General features: G+C 65.9%; 16 protein-coding genes. 8 read left to right on the top strand and 8 right to left on the bottom strand.

Annotated elements, in window-relative coordinates:
* Window positions 1–42 precede the first annotated feature (42 nt).
* Window positions 43–1,233: an acetylornithine transaminase gene (locus CO669_RS23225; protein ID WP_097662263.1), complete on the bottom strand. Its 1,191-nt coding sequence runs from the start codon at window positions 1,231–1,233 to the stop codon at window positions 43–45.
* Between the two features lie 267 nt (window positions 1,234–1,500).
* Window positions 1,501–2,142, bottom strand: a complete 642-nt coding sequence (locus tag CO669_RS23220; RefSeq protein WP_198964216.1) for a hypothetical protein — start codon at window positions 2,140–2,142, stop codon at window positions 1,501–1,503.
* A gap of 259 nt (window positions 2,143–2,401) precedes the next feature.
* On the opposite strand from CO669_RS23220, the gene CO669_RS23215 reads away from it, so the two are divergent.
* Entirely contained in the window at window positions 2,402–3,343 is a 942-nt protein-coding gene (locus CO669_RS23215) for a hypothetical protein (RefSeq protein WP_097662261.1), read from the top strand.
* A gap of 41 nt (window positions 3,344–3,384) precedes the next feature.
* On the opposite strand, the gene rimO is transcribed toward CO669_RS23215, so the two are convergent.
* Window positions 3,385–4,710 (bottom strand): 30S ribosomal protein S12 methylthiotransferase RimO, encoded by a 1,326-nt coding sequence (gene rimO, locus CO669_RS23210; RefSeq protein ID WP_097662260.1) that lies wholly within the window; start codon window positions 4,708–4,710, stop codon window positions 3,385–3,387.
* Window positions 4,711–4,821: 111 nt separating this feature from the next.
* Between rimO and CO669_RS23205 the strand changes: the two genes are divergently transcribed.
* The 5 genes from CO669_RS23205 to CO669_RS23185 all read left to right on the top strand — a co-directional run bounded on the left by CO669_RS23205 (window position 4,822) and on the right by CO669_RS23185 (window position 10,656).
* Window positions 4,822–5,412: an ANTAR domain-containing response regulator gene (locus CO669_RS23205; protein ID WP_097662259.1), complete on the top strand. Its 591-nt coding sequence runs from the start codon at window positions 4,822–4,824 to the stop codon at window positions 5,410–5,412.
* Window positions 5,409–6,572: a CmpA/NrtA family ABC transporter substrate-binding protein gene (locus CO669_RS23200; RefSeq protein ID WP_097662258.1), complete on the top strand. Its 1,164-nt coding sequence runs from the start codon at window positions 5,409–5,411 to the stop codon at window positions 6,570–6,572. The genes CO669_RS23205 and CO669_RS23200 overlap by 4 nt, the downstream gene beginning before the upstream one ends.
* 336 nt (window positions 6,573–6,908) lie before the next feature.
* Complete coding sequence (locus tag CO669_RS23195) at window positions 6,909–8,690, top strand: NirA family protein (RefSeq protein ID WP_097662257.1); 1,782 nt, start codon at window positions 6,909–6,911, stop codon at window positions 8,688–8,690.
* Entirely contained in the window at window positions 8,687–10,300 is a 1,614-nt protein-coding gene (locus CO669_RS23190; RefSeq protein ID WP_097662256.1) for a sulfite reductase subunit alpha, read from the top strand. The genes CO669_RS23195 and CO669_RS23190 overlap by 4 nt, the downstream gene beginning before the upstream one ends.
* A 203-nt stretch (window positions 10,301–10,503) precedes the next feature.
* Window positions 10,504–10,656, top strand: coding sequence for a hypothetical protein (locus CO669_RS23185; RefSeq protein WP_198964215.1), 153 nt, complete (start codon window positions 10,504–10,506; stop codon window positions 10,654–10,656).
* Window positions 10,657–10,801: 145 nt separating this feature from the next.
* Here the strand turns inward: CO669_RS23185 and CO669_RS23180 are convergent, their stop codons facing one another.
* The 3 genes from CO669_RS23180 to pxpB are packed head-to-tail and all read right to left on the bottom strand — an operon-like array spanning window position 10,802 to window position 13,366.
* Complete coding sequence (locus CO669_RS23180) at window positions 10,802–11,572, bottom strand: LamB/YcsF family protein (protein WP_097662254.1); 771 nt, start codon at window positions 11,570–11,572, stop codon at window positions 10,802–10,804.
* Between the two features lie 28 nt (window positions 11,573–11,600).
* The gene (locus CO669_RS23175) at window positions 11,601–12,638 is read right to left on the bottom strand and encodes a 5-oxoprolinase subunit C family protein (RefSeq protein WP_097662253.1); all 1,038 of its coding nucleotides are present in this window, start codon (window positions 12,636–12,638) and stop codon (window positions 11,601–11,603) included.
* Window positions 12,635–13,366 carry a 5-oxoprolinase subunit PxpB gene (gene pxpB, locus CO669_RS23170; RefSeq protein ID WP_097662252.1) on the bottom strand — a complete coding sequence of 244 codons (732 nt, stop codon included), beginning with the start codon at window positions 13,364–13,366 and terminating at the stop codon, window positions 12,635–12,637. Before pxpB ends, CO669_RS23175 begins: the two co-directional genes overlap by 4 nt.
* Before the next feature lie 260 nt (window positions 13,367–13,626).
* On the opposite strand from pxpB, the gene CO669_RS23165 reads away from it, so the two are divergent.
* Both CO669_RS23165 and CO669_RS23160 read left to right on the top strand, forming a co-directional pair.
* Window positions 13,627–14,325 (top strand): ribonuclease activity regulator RraA, encoded by a 699-nt coding sequence (locus CO669_RS23165; RefSeq protein WP_097662251.1) that lies wholly within the window; start codon window positions 13,627–13,629, stop codon window positions 14,323–14,325.
* Window positions 14,326–14,348: 23 nt separating this feature from the next.
* A complete protein-coding gene (locus CO669_RS23160) occupies window positions 14,349–14,753 on the top strand; it encodes a (R)-mandelonitrile lyase (protein ID WP_097662250.1) in 405 nt (134 codons plus the stop codon).
* A 145-nt stretch (window positions 14,754–14,898) separates the two neighbouring features.
* On the opposite strand, the gene CO669_RS23155 is transcribed toward CO669_RS23160, so the two are convergent.
* Window positions 14,899–15,255 (bottom strand): hypothetical protein, encoded by a 357-nt coding sequence (locus CO669_RS23155; RefSeq protein WP_097662249.1) that lies wholly within the window; start codon window positions 15,253–15,255, stop codon window positions 14,899–14,901.
* 180 nt (window positions 15,256–15,435) lie between these two features.
* Window positions 15,436–16,314, bottom strand: a complete 879-nt coding sequence (locus tag CO669_RS23150) for a DUF2147 domain-containing protein (RefSeq protein WP_097662248.1) — start codon at window positions 16,312–16,314, stop codon at window positions 15,436–15,438.
* Window positions 16,315–16,452: the final 138 nt, after the last annotated feature.

Genomic DNA, 16,452 nt, shown 5'->3' with positions numbered 1-16,452 from the left:
CACCCTACGCCGCGGCGCTGTGTCCGGGGCACGAGACCGTCTCTACGCGACGCGTCTTGCCGCGCCGGCCCTGGTCAAAATTCCGTCGAGACAATCGATCATCTCGGCGATCTCTGCCTTCGCGACGTTCAGCGCCGGCATGAAGCGCAGGGTGTCGACCTGCGGGGCATTGAGCAGCACGCCGGCTTCGAAAGCCTGCGCGACGATGCCGGGCGCGATCGGCAGCTTGAGGTCGAGCGCGAGCAACAGGCCGCGTCCCCGCACGCCGCCGAGCCCGTGCCGGGCCGAGACCTTCTGCAGCTCGCTTTCGAGCAGCAGGCCGGTCTCGACGACCTGTTTCAGGAAGCCCGGCTTCGTGACCTCCTCGAGCACCGCGAGGCCCGCCGCGCACATGATCGGGTTGCCGTTGAACGTGCCGCCCTGGTCGCCGTGCTCGAAGCAGGAGGCGCGTTCGGTTGCGAGCAGGGCCGCGAGCGGGACGCCGCCGCCGATGCCCTTGCCGAGCGTCATGATGTCGGGCGCAACGCCTGCGTGCTCGTAATGGAAGAGCTTTCCGGTCCGGCCCATGCCGGTCTGGATCTCGTCGAAGATGAGCAAGAGGCCGTGCGCCTCGGTGAGCGCGCGCAGTTCTTGCAGGAACGCATCGGTCGCGGGCCACACGCCGGACTCGCCCTGGATCGGCTCGAGCATCACGGCGACGGTGTTGTCATTGATCAGCGCCTCGACCGAGGCGATGTCGTTGAGCTTGGCCTTCTTGAAGCCTGCAACCTTCGGCTCGAACAGCGGCTCGAATGCCTTCTTGCCCGATGCCGACATCGTCGCCAGCGTCCTGCCGTGGAAGCCGCCTGCGAAGCTGATGATCTCGAACGCGCCGCCCTTGTGCAGGCTGCCATACTTGCGTGCGAGCTTGATCGCGCCCTCGTTGGCTTCGGCACCCGAGTTGGCAAAGAACACCTGGTCGAATGCGCTGTTTGCGACCAGCGCCTCGGCCAGCTTCAGGCTCGGCTCGTTGTAGAAGGCCGGGCTCGGCGTCAGCAGCCGCTTGGCCTGCGCGCCAAGCGCGTCGGCGACCGTCGGCGGAGAGTGGCCGAGACAGTTGACGGCCCAGCCCTGCACGAAGTCGAGATAGCGCTTGCGGCTGTCGTCCCAGAGGTAGGAGCCCGCGCCGCGGACGAACACGGCCTTCGGCCGTGCGGTGATGTCCATCAGCGCGTCGTACGGATGCGTCGTCATGTCGAACTCCTCTGGAGGCGGGTGGAAAAGGGGCGCAAAAAGCAGAAAGGCCGCACCTTGCGGGTGCGGCCTTCTCGAAAACTTGGGCTGAATTCAGTGGTTCAGCGGCGTCGTCGGACATGGCGCACCCTCTCGTCGTCGCGGGAGCGACGGCGGAGCATTTCGGTGCGCTGGTTGGTCCGGTTGATCATGGGGCGCGTCCGTACAGCCGAATGGCAGGGTTTGTCAAGCGGGTGTTTTGCAAGACACAGCCCTCGCGTGCATCGCTCAGGTCAGATGCGGCGCTTCCTCGGCGTCGTCGCGGCCCCAATCGGCAGTCGCAATCGAGCTGTCGATCAGCTCGCCGCGCAGCAGCTTCAGCGGTGAATTCCAGTACAGCGCGATGTTGTGGAAGGGATCGGTCAGCACCTTGAACACCCAGACGAGGCCGGTGGCGACGTCACGCGTGGCGAACAGCTGGAGCATGCGGGCAAGACCGCCACTGACGCCGATCGCAAGCCAGAGCGTGCCGACGTGACGGACGAAATCGAGACGCGAGACCGGCGGATCGAACAGCCCGAACAGGGAAGGGAACGCGTATAGCGCGACCGGCGCGCTGCCCCACACCAGCAGCAGGATGATCTTGCGGGTCTGGTTGTAGCCGACCTTGACCGCTTCCTTGTAATCGTTGCTGACGTCGTTGACGGAATCATAGCCGTTCGGCTCGAAGAAGAAATGTCCGGTCTGCCGCGTCAGCATCGCGAGCCAGCCGACCAGCCCGGCGAGGGCAGGGTCCCTGAACAGCAGTGCGTAGCAGCCGAGAAAGATCACGGCGCTGAGGAGATGCAGCGTCTGGTTGACCGTGCTCTGGTGATAGAAGCGGTAATCGTCGAAGCGCTGCGTGCGCAGCATGGTCGAGAGGCGGCTCATCCTCATTCCTCGCTCGCGTTGAAGACGGGGGAGAGTTAGGACGAGTCCGTGACCCCCGCGTGAATGCACTATAGTGTCACACGGTGCGGGCGCGGACCGTCCGTCACCCGATCCCTGCCGTTTCCGTCCCATTTCATCCATGCCCCACAGAACCATCGCGCCGCTGGCGCGTTTGTGATCGAGGTCCGCGAATTGGTTCGAACCGGACGCAACTCCGCTCAGACCAAGATGGGCGGGACCAACCAGATAGTCTTGAACCTTGTCCGATACGCCTTACCCGATTGACCTCGACAGTATTCGCGGCGCCTTCCCGCCAGGCATCGAAGCACCGCCGCTGCTGGTCGACTTTGCCGCCTGGCTCGACGGGCGCCCCTGGGGCAGCGTCGGCTGCTTTTCGCTGCAGGGCCAGTTCTCCGATTCCGCGCCGATCGTCGACGGCAGCCCGTTGCGGGACAGGTTCTCGCTGTTCATGCGGCTGCCGGACGGTTCGGCCGTGGGCGGCTGGTATGGCGCAGGTCTCGACCGCGACAATCCGCCGATTGTCGGACTGGGCTCCGAGGGCGATTACGAATTGCTGGCGCCGAGCCTTGATGCCTTGCTGACCAGGCTGACGTCGCAAACCTTCGACCGCGCCTGGAGCGACCTGCGCCCGCACGAAGACGTCGAGGCCCAGACGGTCGAGCTAGCGCAATGGCTTGCCGGTCAGCCCGCCGGCGACAAGGCGGCATGTGACGACACAGTTTCCGATCTGCCCGACTTTCGCGGCTTCGTCGAAAAGTGGAGCAGGGATCGCGAGGACTATTGGGCCAACCACCGCCTGATGGCCGAGCTCGGCTGGCGTCTTGCCGCCCATCTGCCGAAGGGCAAGAACCCCTGGGACAAGACCCGTTTCGAGGTCGCCATCGTCGGTAAGCAGTATCAGGCACGCGTGCTGTCACGGGGCCCGCAGCCGTTTGAGGAAGCCGCCGCGATCGAATCCCTCTTGCGCGATCTGCGCGAGGAGATGCGCAAGGCCCAGCCCGAGCTCGGGTTATGGTACGCGATGAAATTCGGCCTCTATGCCGATGGCCGCGTCATGCCGAGCTTCGAATACGATGTGCACCCGACCATCGACGGCGAGCCGGCGCGGCTCTCCGAGGCGAAAGCCGATCTTGCGCGGGCACCGCGCCCCGAGCGCTGGGTGCCGAAATGGCTGGCCTGACGACGCCTACGCCGTCATTGCGCTGTCAATGACAGCGGGCGTCAGAACCCCGCCACACTCCCGTGCAGATCATACTGGTCGGCGCGCTCGATCTTGGCGGTGACGATCTCGCCGACGCGCAAGGGGCGGCGGCTCGTCAGATACACCGCGCCGTCGATCTCCGGCGCATCGGCCTTGGAGCGGCCCTTGGCCACGGTCGGACCGACCTCGTCGATGATGATCTGCTGGCGCGTGCCGACCTTGCGCTTGAGTCGCCGCGCCGAGATCTTCTGCTGGCGGGCCATCAGCGCGTTGTAGCGCTCCTGCTTGACCTCTTCCGGCACCGGGTTCTCGATCGCGTTCGACGTCGCTCCGGCAACCGGCTCGTATTTGAAGCAGCCGAGACGGTCGATCTCGGCTTCGTCGAGCCAGTCGAGCAGATAGGCGAAATCGGCGTCGGTCTCGCCGGGGAAGCCGACGATGAAGGTCGAGCGAAGTGCGAGATCGGGGCATTCCTCGCGCCAGCGCTTGATGCGCGCCAGCGTCTTGTCCTGGGCGGCCGGGCGCTTCATCGCCTTCAGCACGTCGGGGCTTGCGTGCTGGAACGGGATGTCGAGATAGGGCAGCACCTTGCCCTCGTTCATCAGCGCGATGACTTCGTCGACATGCGGGTAGGGGTAGACATATTGCAGCCGGACCCAGGCCCCGAGCTCGCCGAGCTCGCGGGCGAGGTCCAGGAATTTGGCGCGGACCTGACGGTCCTTCCACGGGCTCTCGGCATATTTGAGATCGACGCCATAGGCCGAAGTGTCCTGCGAGATCACCAGCAGCTCTTTCACGCCGGCGCCGACGAGGCGCTCGGCTTCGCGCAGCACGTCGTTGGCCGGACGCGAGACCAGGTCGCCGCGCAGCTTCGGGATGATGCAGAAGGTGCAGCGGTTGTTGCAGCCCTCGGAAATCTTCAAGTAAGCGTAGTGGCGCGGCGTCAGCTTGATGCCTTGCGGCGGCACCAGGTCCACGTGCGGATTGTGGGCGGGCGGCAGCGCGCGATGCACGGCATCGAGCACGCTCTCATATTGCTGCGGGCCGGTGATGGAGAGCACGCCGGGATAGGCCTGCTCGATCTGCTCCGGCTCGGCGCCCATGCAGCCCGTCACGATCACCTTGCCGTTCTCGGCCATGGCCTCGCCGATCGCCGAGAGCGATTCCTGCTTGGCGCTGTCGAGGAAGCCGCAGGTGTTCACGATGACGATGTCGGCCCCGTCATGCTTGCGGGCGAGCTCGTAGCCCTCCGCGCGGAGACGCGTGATGATGCGCTCGGAATCCACCAATGCCTTGGGACACCCGAGCGACACGAAGCTGACCTTGGGCGCAGCCGTCTGATCCATATCCAAATCTGCCTGATTGACAGGCCTGAGCTAGTCCCAATTGCCCACAATTACAACCCTTTGCAGGGCGTTCCGGCGTGCTATGGATGAATCACCTGCCGTGAGTGAGCCATGAGCGCCGAACAGTCGCCCAAAATCGTGATCGTCGACGAAAGCCCGATCCGGGCTGCGATCCTGGAAGACGGGTTGCGGGAAGCCGGGTTCACGGAAGTCGTCCATATCCGCGAGATGCAGAGCCTGCTGGCCCGTATTTATGCGGTGGACCCGGACATCATCCTGATCGATCTGGAGAACCCCAGCCGCGACGTTCTGGAGGCGATGTTCCAGGTCAGCCGCGCCGTGAAGCGGCCGATAGCGATGTTCGTGGACCAGAGCGATTCCGCCTCGATCCAGGCCTCGGTCGAAGCGGGGGTATCCGCCTACATCGTCGACGGGCTGAAGAAGGAGCGCATCAAGCCGATCCTCGACCTCTGCGTGTCCCGCTTCAACGCCTTCGCCAAGCTCCAGGAGGAGCTCGAGCGCACCAAGTCGCAGCTCGAGGACCGCAAGATCATCGAGCGCGCCAAGGGCATCCTGATGAAGGTGAAGGGCCTCAACGAGGACGAAGCTTACGTGCTGCTGCGCTCGACCGCGATGCGCGAGAAGAAGAAAATCGGTGAGATCGCCCAGTCGATCATCACCGCGTCGGAGATGCTGAAATGACCGCCCCCCTTCGCATCGGGTTCATTCCGCTGGTCGACGCCGCCGCGCTGATCGTCGCGGTCGACAAGGGATTTGCCGCCGCCGAAGGGCTCGAGGTCGAGCTGGTGCGGGAGGTATCGTGGTCCAACGTCCGCGACAAGCTCAACATCGGCCTGTTCGATGCTGCGCATCTCCTGGCGCCGGTGGCGATCGCGTCCTCGCTCGGGCTCGGCCACGTCAAGGTGCCGATCGCAGCGCCCTTCAATCTCGGCATCAACGGCAATGCGATCACGGTGTCGCCGGCGCTTCACGCCGCGCTGATGGCGGAGATCGACGGCGATCGCTTTGACCCCATGGTGACGGCGAAAGCGCTGGCGAAGGTGGTGGCGAAGCGGCGCAAGGCGGGGGCAGAGCCGCTGACCTTCGGCATGACCTTCCCGTTCTCGACCCACAATTATCAACTGCGGTTCTGGATGGCGGCGGCCGGCGTCGATCCGGACGAGGATGTGCGCCTCGTCGTGTTGCCGCCGCCTTACATGGTCGACAGTCTCGCCAACGGCCATGTCGATGCGTTCTGCGTCGGCGCGCCCTGGAATTCGGTCGCGGTCGATCTCGGCATCGGTCACATCCTGCATTTCGTCTCCGACATCCTGGTGCGCGCCGCCGAAAAGGTGCTGGCGGTCCGCCAGGTCTGGGCCGACAAGAACCCCGACGTGGTCGCAAGCCTCGTGCGTGCGGCGGTGAAGGGCGCCGAGTTCATCGAGCAGCCCGCCAACCTCGCCGAGGCGGCGCGGATCCTGGCGCAGCCCGAGCGGATCGGCGTCGACGCCGAAGTCATCCAGCGCACCCTGACCGGGCGTCTCAAGATTTCTCCCGATGGCACCTTCCGTGAAAGCGGCCGCTACCTCCTGGTGGGACGGGAGGAGGCAGGGCGCCCCGATCCTGTCCAGGCCGCCTGGCTCTACGCGCAGATGGTGCGGTGGGGGCAGACCGCGCTCAGCCCCGAAGGCGTCAAGACGGCGATGTCCGTGTTCAGGCCGGACCTTTACGACGCGGCGCTCGGCCGCCGGCCGCCCGAGCAGGCTCCCGCGGCGTTCGGGGCATTCGCAGGCCCGGTCTTCGATCCCGACAACATCCGGGGGCATCTCGAGGCCTTCGGGGTCGGGCGCTGGAAGGCTTGATTCGGTTTGCCTAATTTCTATGCAGAATCCGACATCGGCTAGATTTTGAGCTGCGTGCTCGAATTTCGTGAGCCGTTCACGCCCTGGGATTTCCCGGGTATCCACCTAATCGCTTGAAATCATTGCATTTCCGATTTTGTCAAAGCTGGCACGCAACTTGAATGTTGCAGTGCGGCCAGCTTGTCACAGATGCCTGCTGAGCCGAGTCCCGCAGCAACGAAGCTGATCGGACCGTTGGGTACTGAAGCCGGCTTCTGAGCCAGCCCAGTCCCTCGCGGGTCGCGCCAATGTCCGTCGATGCCACCCCAGGCGGCCGCAGGAGCTTCGTTAACGACCATGAAAATCGATACGCTCGCAGTCGACTTTACCGACGAGCAGAAACGCTATCTCGAAGGATTTACGACCGGTCTTCAGATCAGCCGGGTCGGGCGCGGCCTTGGCGGCGGCGCGGGCAAGGCGAATGCCGAGCCCACCGGTCCCGATGCCGTGCATCTCAAGGCGCAGGACAAGGTGATCGCGTCGGGCAAGAAGCTCGCCGACCAGGAGAAGTTCAAGCGCGACGAGCATCCCTTCGACGCCTATCCGCGGCTGCGCCAGCAGGCGCTCGACAACAGCCCGCCGAGCCCGGCGGATAATTTCCGCTGGCGCTATTACGGCATCTTCTACGTCGCGCCGACGCAGGACTCCTATATGAGCCGCCTGCGTATTCCGAACGGCATCATGAAGCATTGGCAGCTGTCGGGCCTTGCCGATCTCGCCGACGAGCTGTGCGGCCCGTACAGCCACGTCACGACGCGCGCCAATCTGCAGCTCCGCGAGATCCCGCCGAAGCACGCGATCAAGCTGCTCGAGGGCATCCAGGAGCTCGGCCTGTGCTCGCGCGGCTCCGGCGCCGACAACATCCGCAACGTGACGGGCACGCCGACGGCGGGCGTCGATCCCCAGGAAATCATCGACACGCGGCCCTATGCACGGGAGTGGCACTACCACATCCTCAACGACCGCTCGCTCTACGGCCTGCCGCGCAAGTTCAACGTGGCCTTCGACGGCGCTGGCAGGATCGCGGTGCTGGAAGAAACCAACGACATCGCCTTCACCGCCTATGAGATCAAGGACGGCTTCGGTGTCGAGCCGGGTGTCTGGTTCCGGCTCGGCCTCGGCGGCATCACCGGCCACAAGGACTTTGCGAAGTACTCCGGCATCATCGTCAAGCCGGAGCAGGCGACCGCCGTCGCCGACGCCATCGTGCGCGTCTTCATCGACCATGGCGACCGCACCAACCGCAACAAGGCGCGGCTGAAATACGTGCTCGACGCGATGGGCCATGACGGCTTCCTCAAGCTGGTCGAGGAACGGCTGAAGACGCCGTTCACGCGCGTGCCGGAAGCGGCGTTCGCGCCGCGGCCTGCCGCGGACCGCATGGCGCATGTCGGCGTGCACAAGCAGAAGCAGGACGGTCTCAACTGGATCGGCGTGTCGCTGACATTGGGCAAGCTCAGCTGCGACCAGATGCGGGGGCTCGCCAAGCTTTCGCGCGACCTCGGCGACGGCGAGATCCGTCTCACCGTCTGGCAGAACCTCTTGATCTCGGGCGTGCGCGACGAGAACGTCGAGCTCGCCGTTGCCGCGATCAAGCAGATCGGGCTTGCGGTCGAGGCTTCTCACATCCGGGCCGGACTGATCGCCTGCACGGGGAATGCCGGCTGCCGCTTCGCCGCTGCCAACACCAAGCGCAATGCCGAGGAGATCGGCGACTGGTGCGAGCCGCGTGTCGCCATGGACAAGCCGGTCAACATCCACGTCACCGGTTGCCATCATTCCTGCGCGCAGCATTACATCAGCGACATCGGCCTGATCGGCGCGCGCGTGCCGGTCGGCGAGGACGACACGGTCGAGGGCTATCACCTCTTCACCGGGGGCGGCTTCGGCCCTGACGCGGATGTCGGGCAGGAGGTCTACCACGACCTCAAGGCGGAGGACGTGCCGAAGACGGTCGAGGGGCTGCTCAAGGCCTATCTCGCCCATCGCTCGTCCGCCGACGAAACCTTCCTCTCCTTCGCGCGCCGCCACGACGGCGAGGCGTTGCGCAAGCTTGCCGATGCACAGGTGTCCGCATGAACCAGATCACTCCTCCGCCCAGGCTCGATATCATTCCCGCCAGCGCGCCGTTCTCCGACGCGCAGCGCTCCTGGCTGAACGGCTTTTTTGCCGGACTGCTGTCGCCTGACGTCGCCGCGCCGCTGTCGGCCGAGCAGGGCGCTGCGGTCATGCAGGGGGCTGCCGGCGACGGTGACGACGGCGAAGCGCCCTGGCATGACCAGACCATGCCTATCGCCGATCGGATGAAGCTCGCCGAGGGCCGCCCCGTGCGTCGCAAGATGATGGCGGCGATGGCGCAGCAGGATTGCGGTCAGTGCGGCTACAATTGCCACGACTATTCCGAGGCGATCGCCAGCCGCAGCGAGGCGCGGCTCAATCTCTGCGTCCCCGGCGGCAAGGAAACCGCGCGGATGCTGAAGTCGCTGTACGAGGAGCTCGACAAGGCGCCTGCGGCGAAAGCGCCGGAGAAGGCGGACGCGGTGGCCGCGCCCGCCGTCACCGTGACGATCGCCGAGCCCGGCCGTTCACGCGACAATCCAACCGAAGCAACCTTTCTGTCACGCCGTCTGCTTAACAAGGGCAAGTCGGAGAAGGAGACCTACCACGTCGAGTTCGATCTGTCCGAGAGCAAGCTCGACTACGTCGTCGGCGACAGTTTTGGCGTGTTCGCACGCAACGATGTCGGCCTCGTCGACCAGATCATCGCGCTGCTCGGCGCCTCCCACACCACCAAGGTCAACGGCAAGACGCTGCGCGAGGTGCTGATCGACGACGTCTCGCTGTCGCCGGCACCGGACTCGCTGTTCGAGCTGATCTCCTTCATCACCGGCGGCGCGGCGCGCGAGAAGGCAAGGGCGCTGGCGCAGGGTGAGGATCCCGATGGCGATGCAGCGACGCTCGACGTGATGGCGGCGCTGCAGAAGTTCTCCGGCACGCGGCCGCATCCGGAGGCCTTCGTCGAGGCGCTGGAGCCGCTGCAGCCGCGGCTTTACTCGATTTCTTCGTCGCATAATGCGACGCCGGGAAAGCTGTCGCTGACGGTCGATTCCGTGCGCTACCTGATCGGCAAGCGCAAGCGCATCGGTGTCGCCTCGACCTTCCTCGGCGAGCGCATCAATGAGGGCGAGAAGCTCAAGGTCTATGTGCAGAAGGCGCATAATTTCGGCCTGCCGCAGGATCCGAAGACGCCGATCATCATGGTCGGCCCCGGCACGGGCATCGCGCCATTCCGCGCCTTCCTGCTCGACCGCAAGGCAACTGGCGCGCCCGGCAAGAACTGGCTGTTCTTCGGTCATCAGCGCAGCGACTGCGATTTCTTCTACCAGGAAGAGCTCAATGCGATGAAGACCTCGGGCCAGTTGACGCGGCTGTCGCTGGCTTGGTCGCGCGACGGTGAGAAGAAGTTCTACGTGCAGGACCGCATGCGCGAGGTCGGCCGCGAAGTGTGGACCTGGCTCGCCGAGGGCGCGCATCTGTATATCTGCGGCGATGCCAAGCGCATGGCCAAGGACGTCGAGCGCGCGCTGGTCGACATCGTCGCCCAGTTCGGTGCGCGTTCGACGGACGAGGCGGTCAGCTTCGTCGCCGAACTCAAAAAGACCGGCCGTTTCCAGGCGGACGTGTACTGAGGAAAGTCACCGCAGCGTCATCCGGGCCGGTTCCAGCTGGCTCGGATTTGAACGAATAAGATTCTCGGAACCTGCCCCGGCAAAGAATTTACGTCTGCGATGCGGCTTCCTCGGAGGAGGCGCATCGCTATTTCTGCCGGCATCTTGCCTCCTGCCCCGGGTGATCCCTCATAATCCCGCAAATGGGGCCTTGGAGATCGACCATGCGCGAGCTATCGGCGGAAGCCAGACTGCATCTTTACGCGCGCTCGCTCTCGCAGCGGACGCGGGCGAACGTCCATCATGTCGCGCTCTACAGCGCGTTCGCGGTCATCGCGGCGATCGTGTTCGGCACGCTCTCGGTGCACCCGTTCTAGCGTCTTGCTCAGTCTCGTAGGGTGGGCAAAGCGAAGCGTGCCCACCACCTGTTTCGATCACGCGGAAATCGTGGGCACGGCGCGCGAAGTGCGCGCTTTTGCCCACCCTACGGCACTTCGCATCATCCCTGAATGACGGCGTACTTCACGCGCCGCGCTTGAACGGCGCGACCTCGATCCCTGCCGTCGTCAACGCCTGCCGCAAGGTCCGCGCGATCTCGACGGCGCCGTGCGTGTCGCCGTGGATGCACACCGTGTCCGTGCGCATCTTGATGACCTTGCCCGTCACCGACACCACCGCGCCGTCCTGCACCATGCGCACCACGCGGTCGGCGATCGCCTTGGCGTCGTGCAGCACTGCGCCGGGCTTCTTGCGCGAGACGAGGTTGCCGTCGTCCTCATAGGCGCGGTCGGCAAACACCTCGTGCACCATCGGCAGATTGGCGTCTTCGCCTGCCTTCACCAGCTTCGAATTGGCGAGCACCACGAAGATCAGGCTGGGATCGACCGCCTTGATCCCGGCCGCGATCGCCTTTGCCGTCATGTCGTCTTCGCAGGCGACGTTGGAGAGTGCGCCATGCGCCTTCACATGCGTCACCTTGTGGCCCGCCGCGGTCGCGATCGCCTGCAGCGCGCCGATCTGGTAGGCGACCAGGTTCTCGATCTCGGAGGCCTTGAGCCCTGCGATCGGATGCCGGCCGAAGCCGTGCAGGTCGCGATAGCCGGGATGCGCGCCGACCGAAACGCCGCGTGCCTTCGCAAGCTCCACCGTCCGTCGCATGATGTCGGGGTCGCCGGCATGGAAGCCGCAGGCGACGTTGACCGAGCTTGCAAGGTCGATCATGGCGGCGTCGTTGCCCATCTCCCAAGCGCCGAAGCCTTCGCCGAGGTCGCAGTTCAGATCGATCGTCTTCATGGGTGCTCTCCGCCTCTGGTCTTGTTGTTTAAGGCTCCGCGGTGACCTGCCACGTCCCGGCGTCGACGGCGCTCACGGCATAGCCGGCGACGTTCGCATCGCTGAGGGCCTCGATGTTGAGCTCGACGGTGTCGGAAGCGCGCAGGCGATCAGGCAGGGTCTTGATCGCTTGCGCGAACTTGCGCGCCTCGTCCTGCGCCTCGGCCATGCTGACGGCCTTGAAGCGGAACGCCGTTCCCGCCGAGGTCTGCGCGAGGCGGCCGACATCGGCGGTGATGATGGTTGCGATCTTCGGATAGCCGCCGGAGGTGCCGCGATCCATCATCAGCGCGATCGGCGCGCCGTTGCCGGGCACCTGGATGCTGCCATTGACGGTGCCGTCGGAGACGATGTTGTGACCGTGGAGATGCTTGATGGCGGGTCCTTCGAGCCGGTAGCCCATGCGGTCGGAGGTCGCCGAGATCTTCCACTCGCTATCCAGGAACAGCGCCTTGTTGGCGTCGTCGAACTCGTCGTCCTGCGGCCCCAGCACGACACGGATCGGGCCGCTCACGGGCTTGGGCAATTCGATCCGCAACTCCGGCGCGCCGCTGGCGGCATCGACGCTGAATTCATCGCCGGCCTGAAGCGGGCGCGGGTAGGGGCTGCCGAGGCCCGCGCGGGCATTCACCGCAAGACTGCCGAACACCATCTCGCCCTTGATGGCGCCCTCGATGGCGAGATATGTGAACGCGCCGCCGCGGGCAAAGCCCAGCGTCAGCGTCTCGCCGTCCTTCAAGGTCACCGATGTATCCGTGGCGACCGGGCTGCCGGCGATGTCGGCATTGCGCGGGGCGCCTGAAATCGCAACGCGTACGGCCCCGTCACGTGCGGTGAAGGCGGCGCCGAACGGGCCAATTTCCACAGCCGCTGCGAACGGCTCGTTGCCCACGAGCGTATTCGCCGCGGCCAGCGACAGCCGGTCCATCGCGCCGCTGACCGTGAGGCCGTAGCGCTGCGCGCCGTGGCGGCCGCCGTCCTGAACGGAGCTTGCCGGCCCGATGCTGGCGACGACGAGCCGGCTCATGCGTTCACCTGCTCGGCGACGATCTCGCCGGCTTCCGCAGCGCGGTCCATCTCGTCGAAGGTCTTGTGGTCGATGGCGAAGAACGTCACGCGGTCACCGGGTTCGGTGAGGAAGGTCGGATTGCGATGGAGCTGGTAGGTTCGGACAGGCGTGCGGCCGAGCAGGTGCCAGCCGCTGGGGGCGGCGAGGCACTGGATGCCGGCCTGGACGCCGCCGATCGAGATCGTGCCGGCCGGCGTCAGCAGCCGCGGCGACTGCCGGCGCGACATGTGCAGGGATTTGTCGAGGCCGCTGAGATAGGACCAGCCCGGCGTGAAGCCGATCATGGCGACCTTGTAGTCGCCGCCCGCGTGCCGGGCGACGATGTCGTCGGGCGTGGTGTTCAGCGCCTTGGCGACATCCTCGAGGTCGATGCCGTGCTCGCCGCCATAGGCGACGGGAATGCGCCAGCGGCGGGCTTTGGTCACCGGCGGCGGCGGCTGGATCGCAATCGGAATCAGCTTGTCGCCGAGCGCATCGAAACCGATCTTGCCGGGGTCGTAATGCACCAGCAGCGAGCGATAGGTCGGCACCGTCTCGGTGATGCCCTCGATGGGGCTTGCGGCGAGCGCCTTGTCCAGCGCCAGCACGCGCTGGTTGGCGTCGTCGTCGATGGTGCGGCTGAACTCGACCGTGACGGCGCTGTCGCCACTGGGCAGAAGGCGGGGCGGGGGAAGCGTCGCGGCCATTGAGCTGTCGAAGTGAGCTGTCAAAATCGGGCTTCGGAAGAGCGCGGGCTCGAGTTCGAGTTCCGCCTTACCCCTGCTTCGCGTAAATGCGCCCGCAAGTCCAATAAATTAATCCAGGGGAAGGTGATAAAGCCTTGTTATCGCGTCGCATAACGGCCCGGCGGCTCTGCATTTCTGCAGGTCTATTGGCCCTTGACGCAAGGGCTGCGGCTCGCAAGATGCGCGCGTTCTTTCCCGCACCCCGGAGCTCGTTCTCGTCCATGTCGCTGTCCCCCGAAGCCCGCAAGACCCTCGCCGGCATCACCACCGCCACCATCACCACGGTCCTGCTCAAGAAGGGCCTGCGCAATGTGTGGATGCGGCGTGCGCGGCCGCTGCGCCCGGGCCTGCCGCGCCTGGTGGGACCGGCCTTCACGCTGCGTTTCGTGCCGGCGCGCGAGGATCTGGCGACGCCGGAATCCTGGTCCTCGCCGATCTCCACCCGCACCGCGATCGAGGCGATGCCCGAGGGCTGCATTGCCGTGGTCGACGCCATGGGCATTACCGACGCCGGCATCTTCGGCGACATTCTCTGCGCCCGCATGGTCAAGCGCGGCGTCACGGCGCTGGTCACCGACGGCGTCGTGCGTGACGTCGAGGGTGTGCTCGGCACCAATCTCCCGGTGTGGTGCGACGGCTATGCCGCGCCGCCGTCGGTTGCGGGCCTGACCTTCGTCGGCTGGGGCGAGCCGATCGGTTGTGGCGGCGTTGCCGTTTTCCCGAATGACATCGTCGTTGCCGACCAGGACGGCTGCGTGCTGATCCCGCAGGCGATGCTCGAGCACGTGCTCAATGAAGGCGTCGAGCAGGAGCGGATGGAAGCCTGGATCGTCAACGAGGTGAACAACGGCGCCGCGCTGCCCGGCCTCTATCCCATGAACGCCGAGACCAAGGCGCGCTACGCCGCCAGCAAGACGTAACGGACAAGGAAACGAGGTAGCCCATGGATATCACGCTCGCCGGCACGCGGCCCACCCGCCGCGCGCCGAAGGAACATTTCACCGGTACCGTGCTGCAGGACCCCATCAACATGGCGCCCGCGCCGGCGCGGCTGAACGTCTCGCGCGTCGCCTTCGAGCCCAGCGCCCGCACCAACTGGCACCATCATCCGCTCGGCCAGACGCTCTACGTGATTTCGGGTGTCGGCCGTGTCCAGACCAAGGGCGGGCCGGTGCAGGAAATCCGTCCCGGCGACACCGTCTGGATTCCGCCGGGCGAAGTGCACTGGCACGGCGCCTCGCCTGATAACAGCATGTGCCACATCGCCATGCAGGAAGCGCTCGACGGCGTCTATTCGACCTGGCTCGAGCCGGTGAGCGACGCGGACTACGGGGCAGCGGTCGGCTAGCCTCGTGTCCCGGACAAGACGCATCGCCCCCAGGCGATGCGTTGCCGATCCGGGACCCAGAATCTTCCAGCACCCAAGAGAATTGGGTCCCCGCTCTGCGCGGCAGCGTCGCATGCTGCTGCGCGTCCGGGATACGCGAAACGAGTTACATCTTCTCCGCGGTCCAGGTGCCCGTGCACAGCGCACCGCGCCAGGTGCCGGAGCCGGAGCTGCCGCTAAGGCGGCCGAAGCCGACGGCGCGCTTGATGCCGGTGCTCAGGGTGACGTTGATGCTGCCGGCGTCGGCGACGCGCCCGGACGCCGTCACTGCCGTGCTGCCCGAGGCAATCTGCCCATTGTTGATGCCGATCGCGACGGTGGCGCCGTTGCCGCAGGTCTCGCTCGATGACGAGATGCGGACATTCCATGTCCCGTCGAAAGTGCTTGTCGCAGCATCAGCCTGCGCGAGCGGGAAAGCGATGGCGACGAGGATGGCGAAGAGACCTTTGCGAAAGCCGTTCATGACACGCCCCTTTGGGTGACCATGCGGGGAACGTGGCACGGGTGCGGAACCGGCGATGTGAGACCTGTCACGCGCGCGGGAGGCTCTGTGAGGCCGCGTACCTTGCGATCAATCGCGGGGTAAAAGCAAAGGGGCCCGGTTCGCGGGCCCCTTCTTTAGCGGACATATCGACGTTGAAACTCAGTTCACCCGCGTCCAGGTCTGGCCGCCGCAGAACATGCCGCCGAAGGCGCAGCCCTGCACGCGCAGGCGGTCGGTGCCCTTCATCGCGATGGTCGAATCGTAGGTCGAGCCGGAGTTCGGATCGAGGATGCGGCCGGACCATTTCTGGTCCTTGCCGGGCTTCATGTTGATCAGGACCTGCTCGCCGTTCTGGTTCGATTTGCTGTCGACCGAATAGCCACAGAGATTGCTGCCGCACTGCTCGATGCGGACCTTGCCTTCCTTCTCCTCGGTGAGCCAGATCCCGAGCGGGGAATTGAGATCGCGCGTGGGCGCAGCCGCCGGGGCCGGCGGAGCCACGGCCGCAGCCTGAACCGGGGCGGGTGCGGGGGCCGCCGGAGCGGGTGCCGGAGGCGGCGCGGGCGGGGCCGCGGCCACGGTCGGGGCCGGGGGTGGTGTCACGGCGGGAGCAGCCTGCTGTGCGGCCGGCGCCGACGCCGGAGGAGGCGCGGGGGGCGGCAGCACGGCAGTTTCGGCCGGCGCATTGCTGGCGGTTGCCGCCGCAGGCGGAGCCGGCGGGGGCGCCACGGCCGCGGCGGCAGGCGCAGGCGCCTGCGCGGCCGCTGGCGGCGGGTTGACGGGGGCGGGAGCCGGCGTAGCCGGGCTTTGCGGCTCGACTGTGGCTTGCTGCGGCGGCTGCTGGCCCGGCGCCGTTTCGTTCTTCTTGGCCTTCTTGGCCTTGGGCTGGCCGGTGTTGTCGTAGACGCCGGGAATCTGCACCGTGCCGCGGTCCGGATCGATGCGGATGGTGCGCCCGCCATATTCGAATGTGTACTGCGCCTGGGCAGCTGTGCTCGCCAACAAAAGGAACGTGGCCGCAGCCAACAGCTTCCTCATTTCGGATCTCCTCAACAGATGGTCCCCGCACCGACGCTTAGGCGCCGGTCCGATCGCAAAAAGTGATCTAGATCACTGTCTCGGTATGAGTCGTCGTCCTGCTGTCCCGGGTTCAATAGCCCGGGGGCCAGTCCAAAG

It is taken from the genome of Bradyrhizobium sp. Y36 (assembly GCF_002531575.1).
Classification (GTDB): domain Bacteria; phylum Pseudomonadota; class Alphaproteobacteria; order Rhizobiales; family Xanthobacteraceae; genus Bradyrhizobium.
This window is presented reverse-complemented; position numbering and strand designations above follow the sequence as displayed.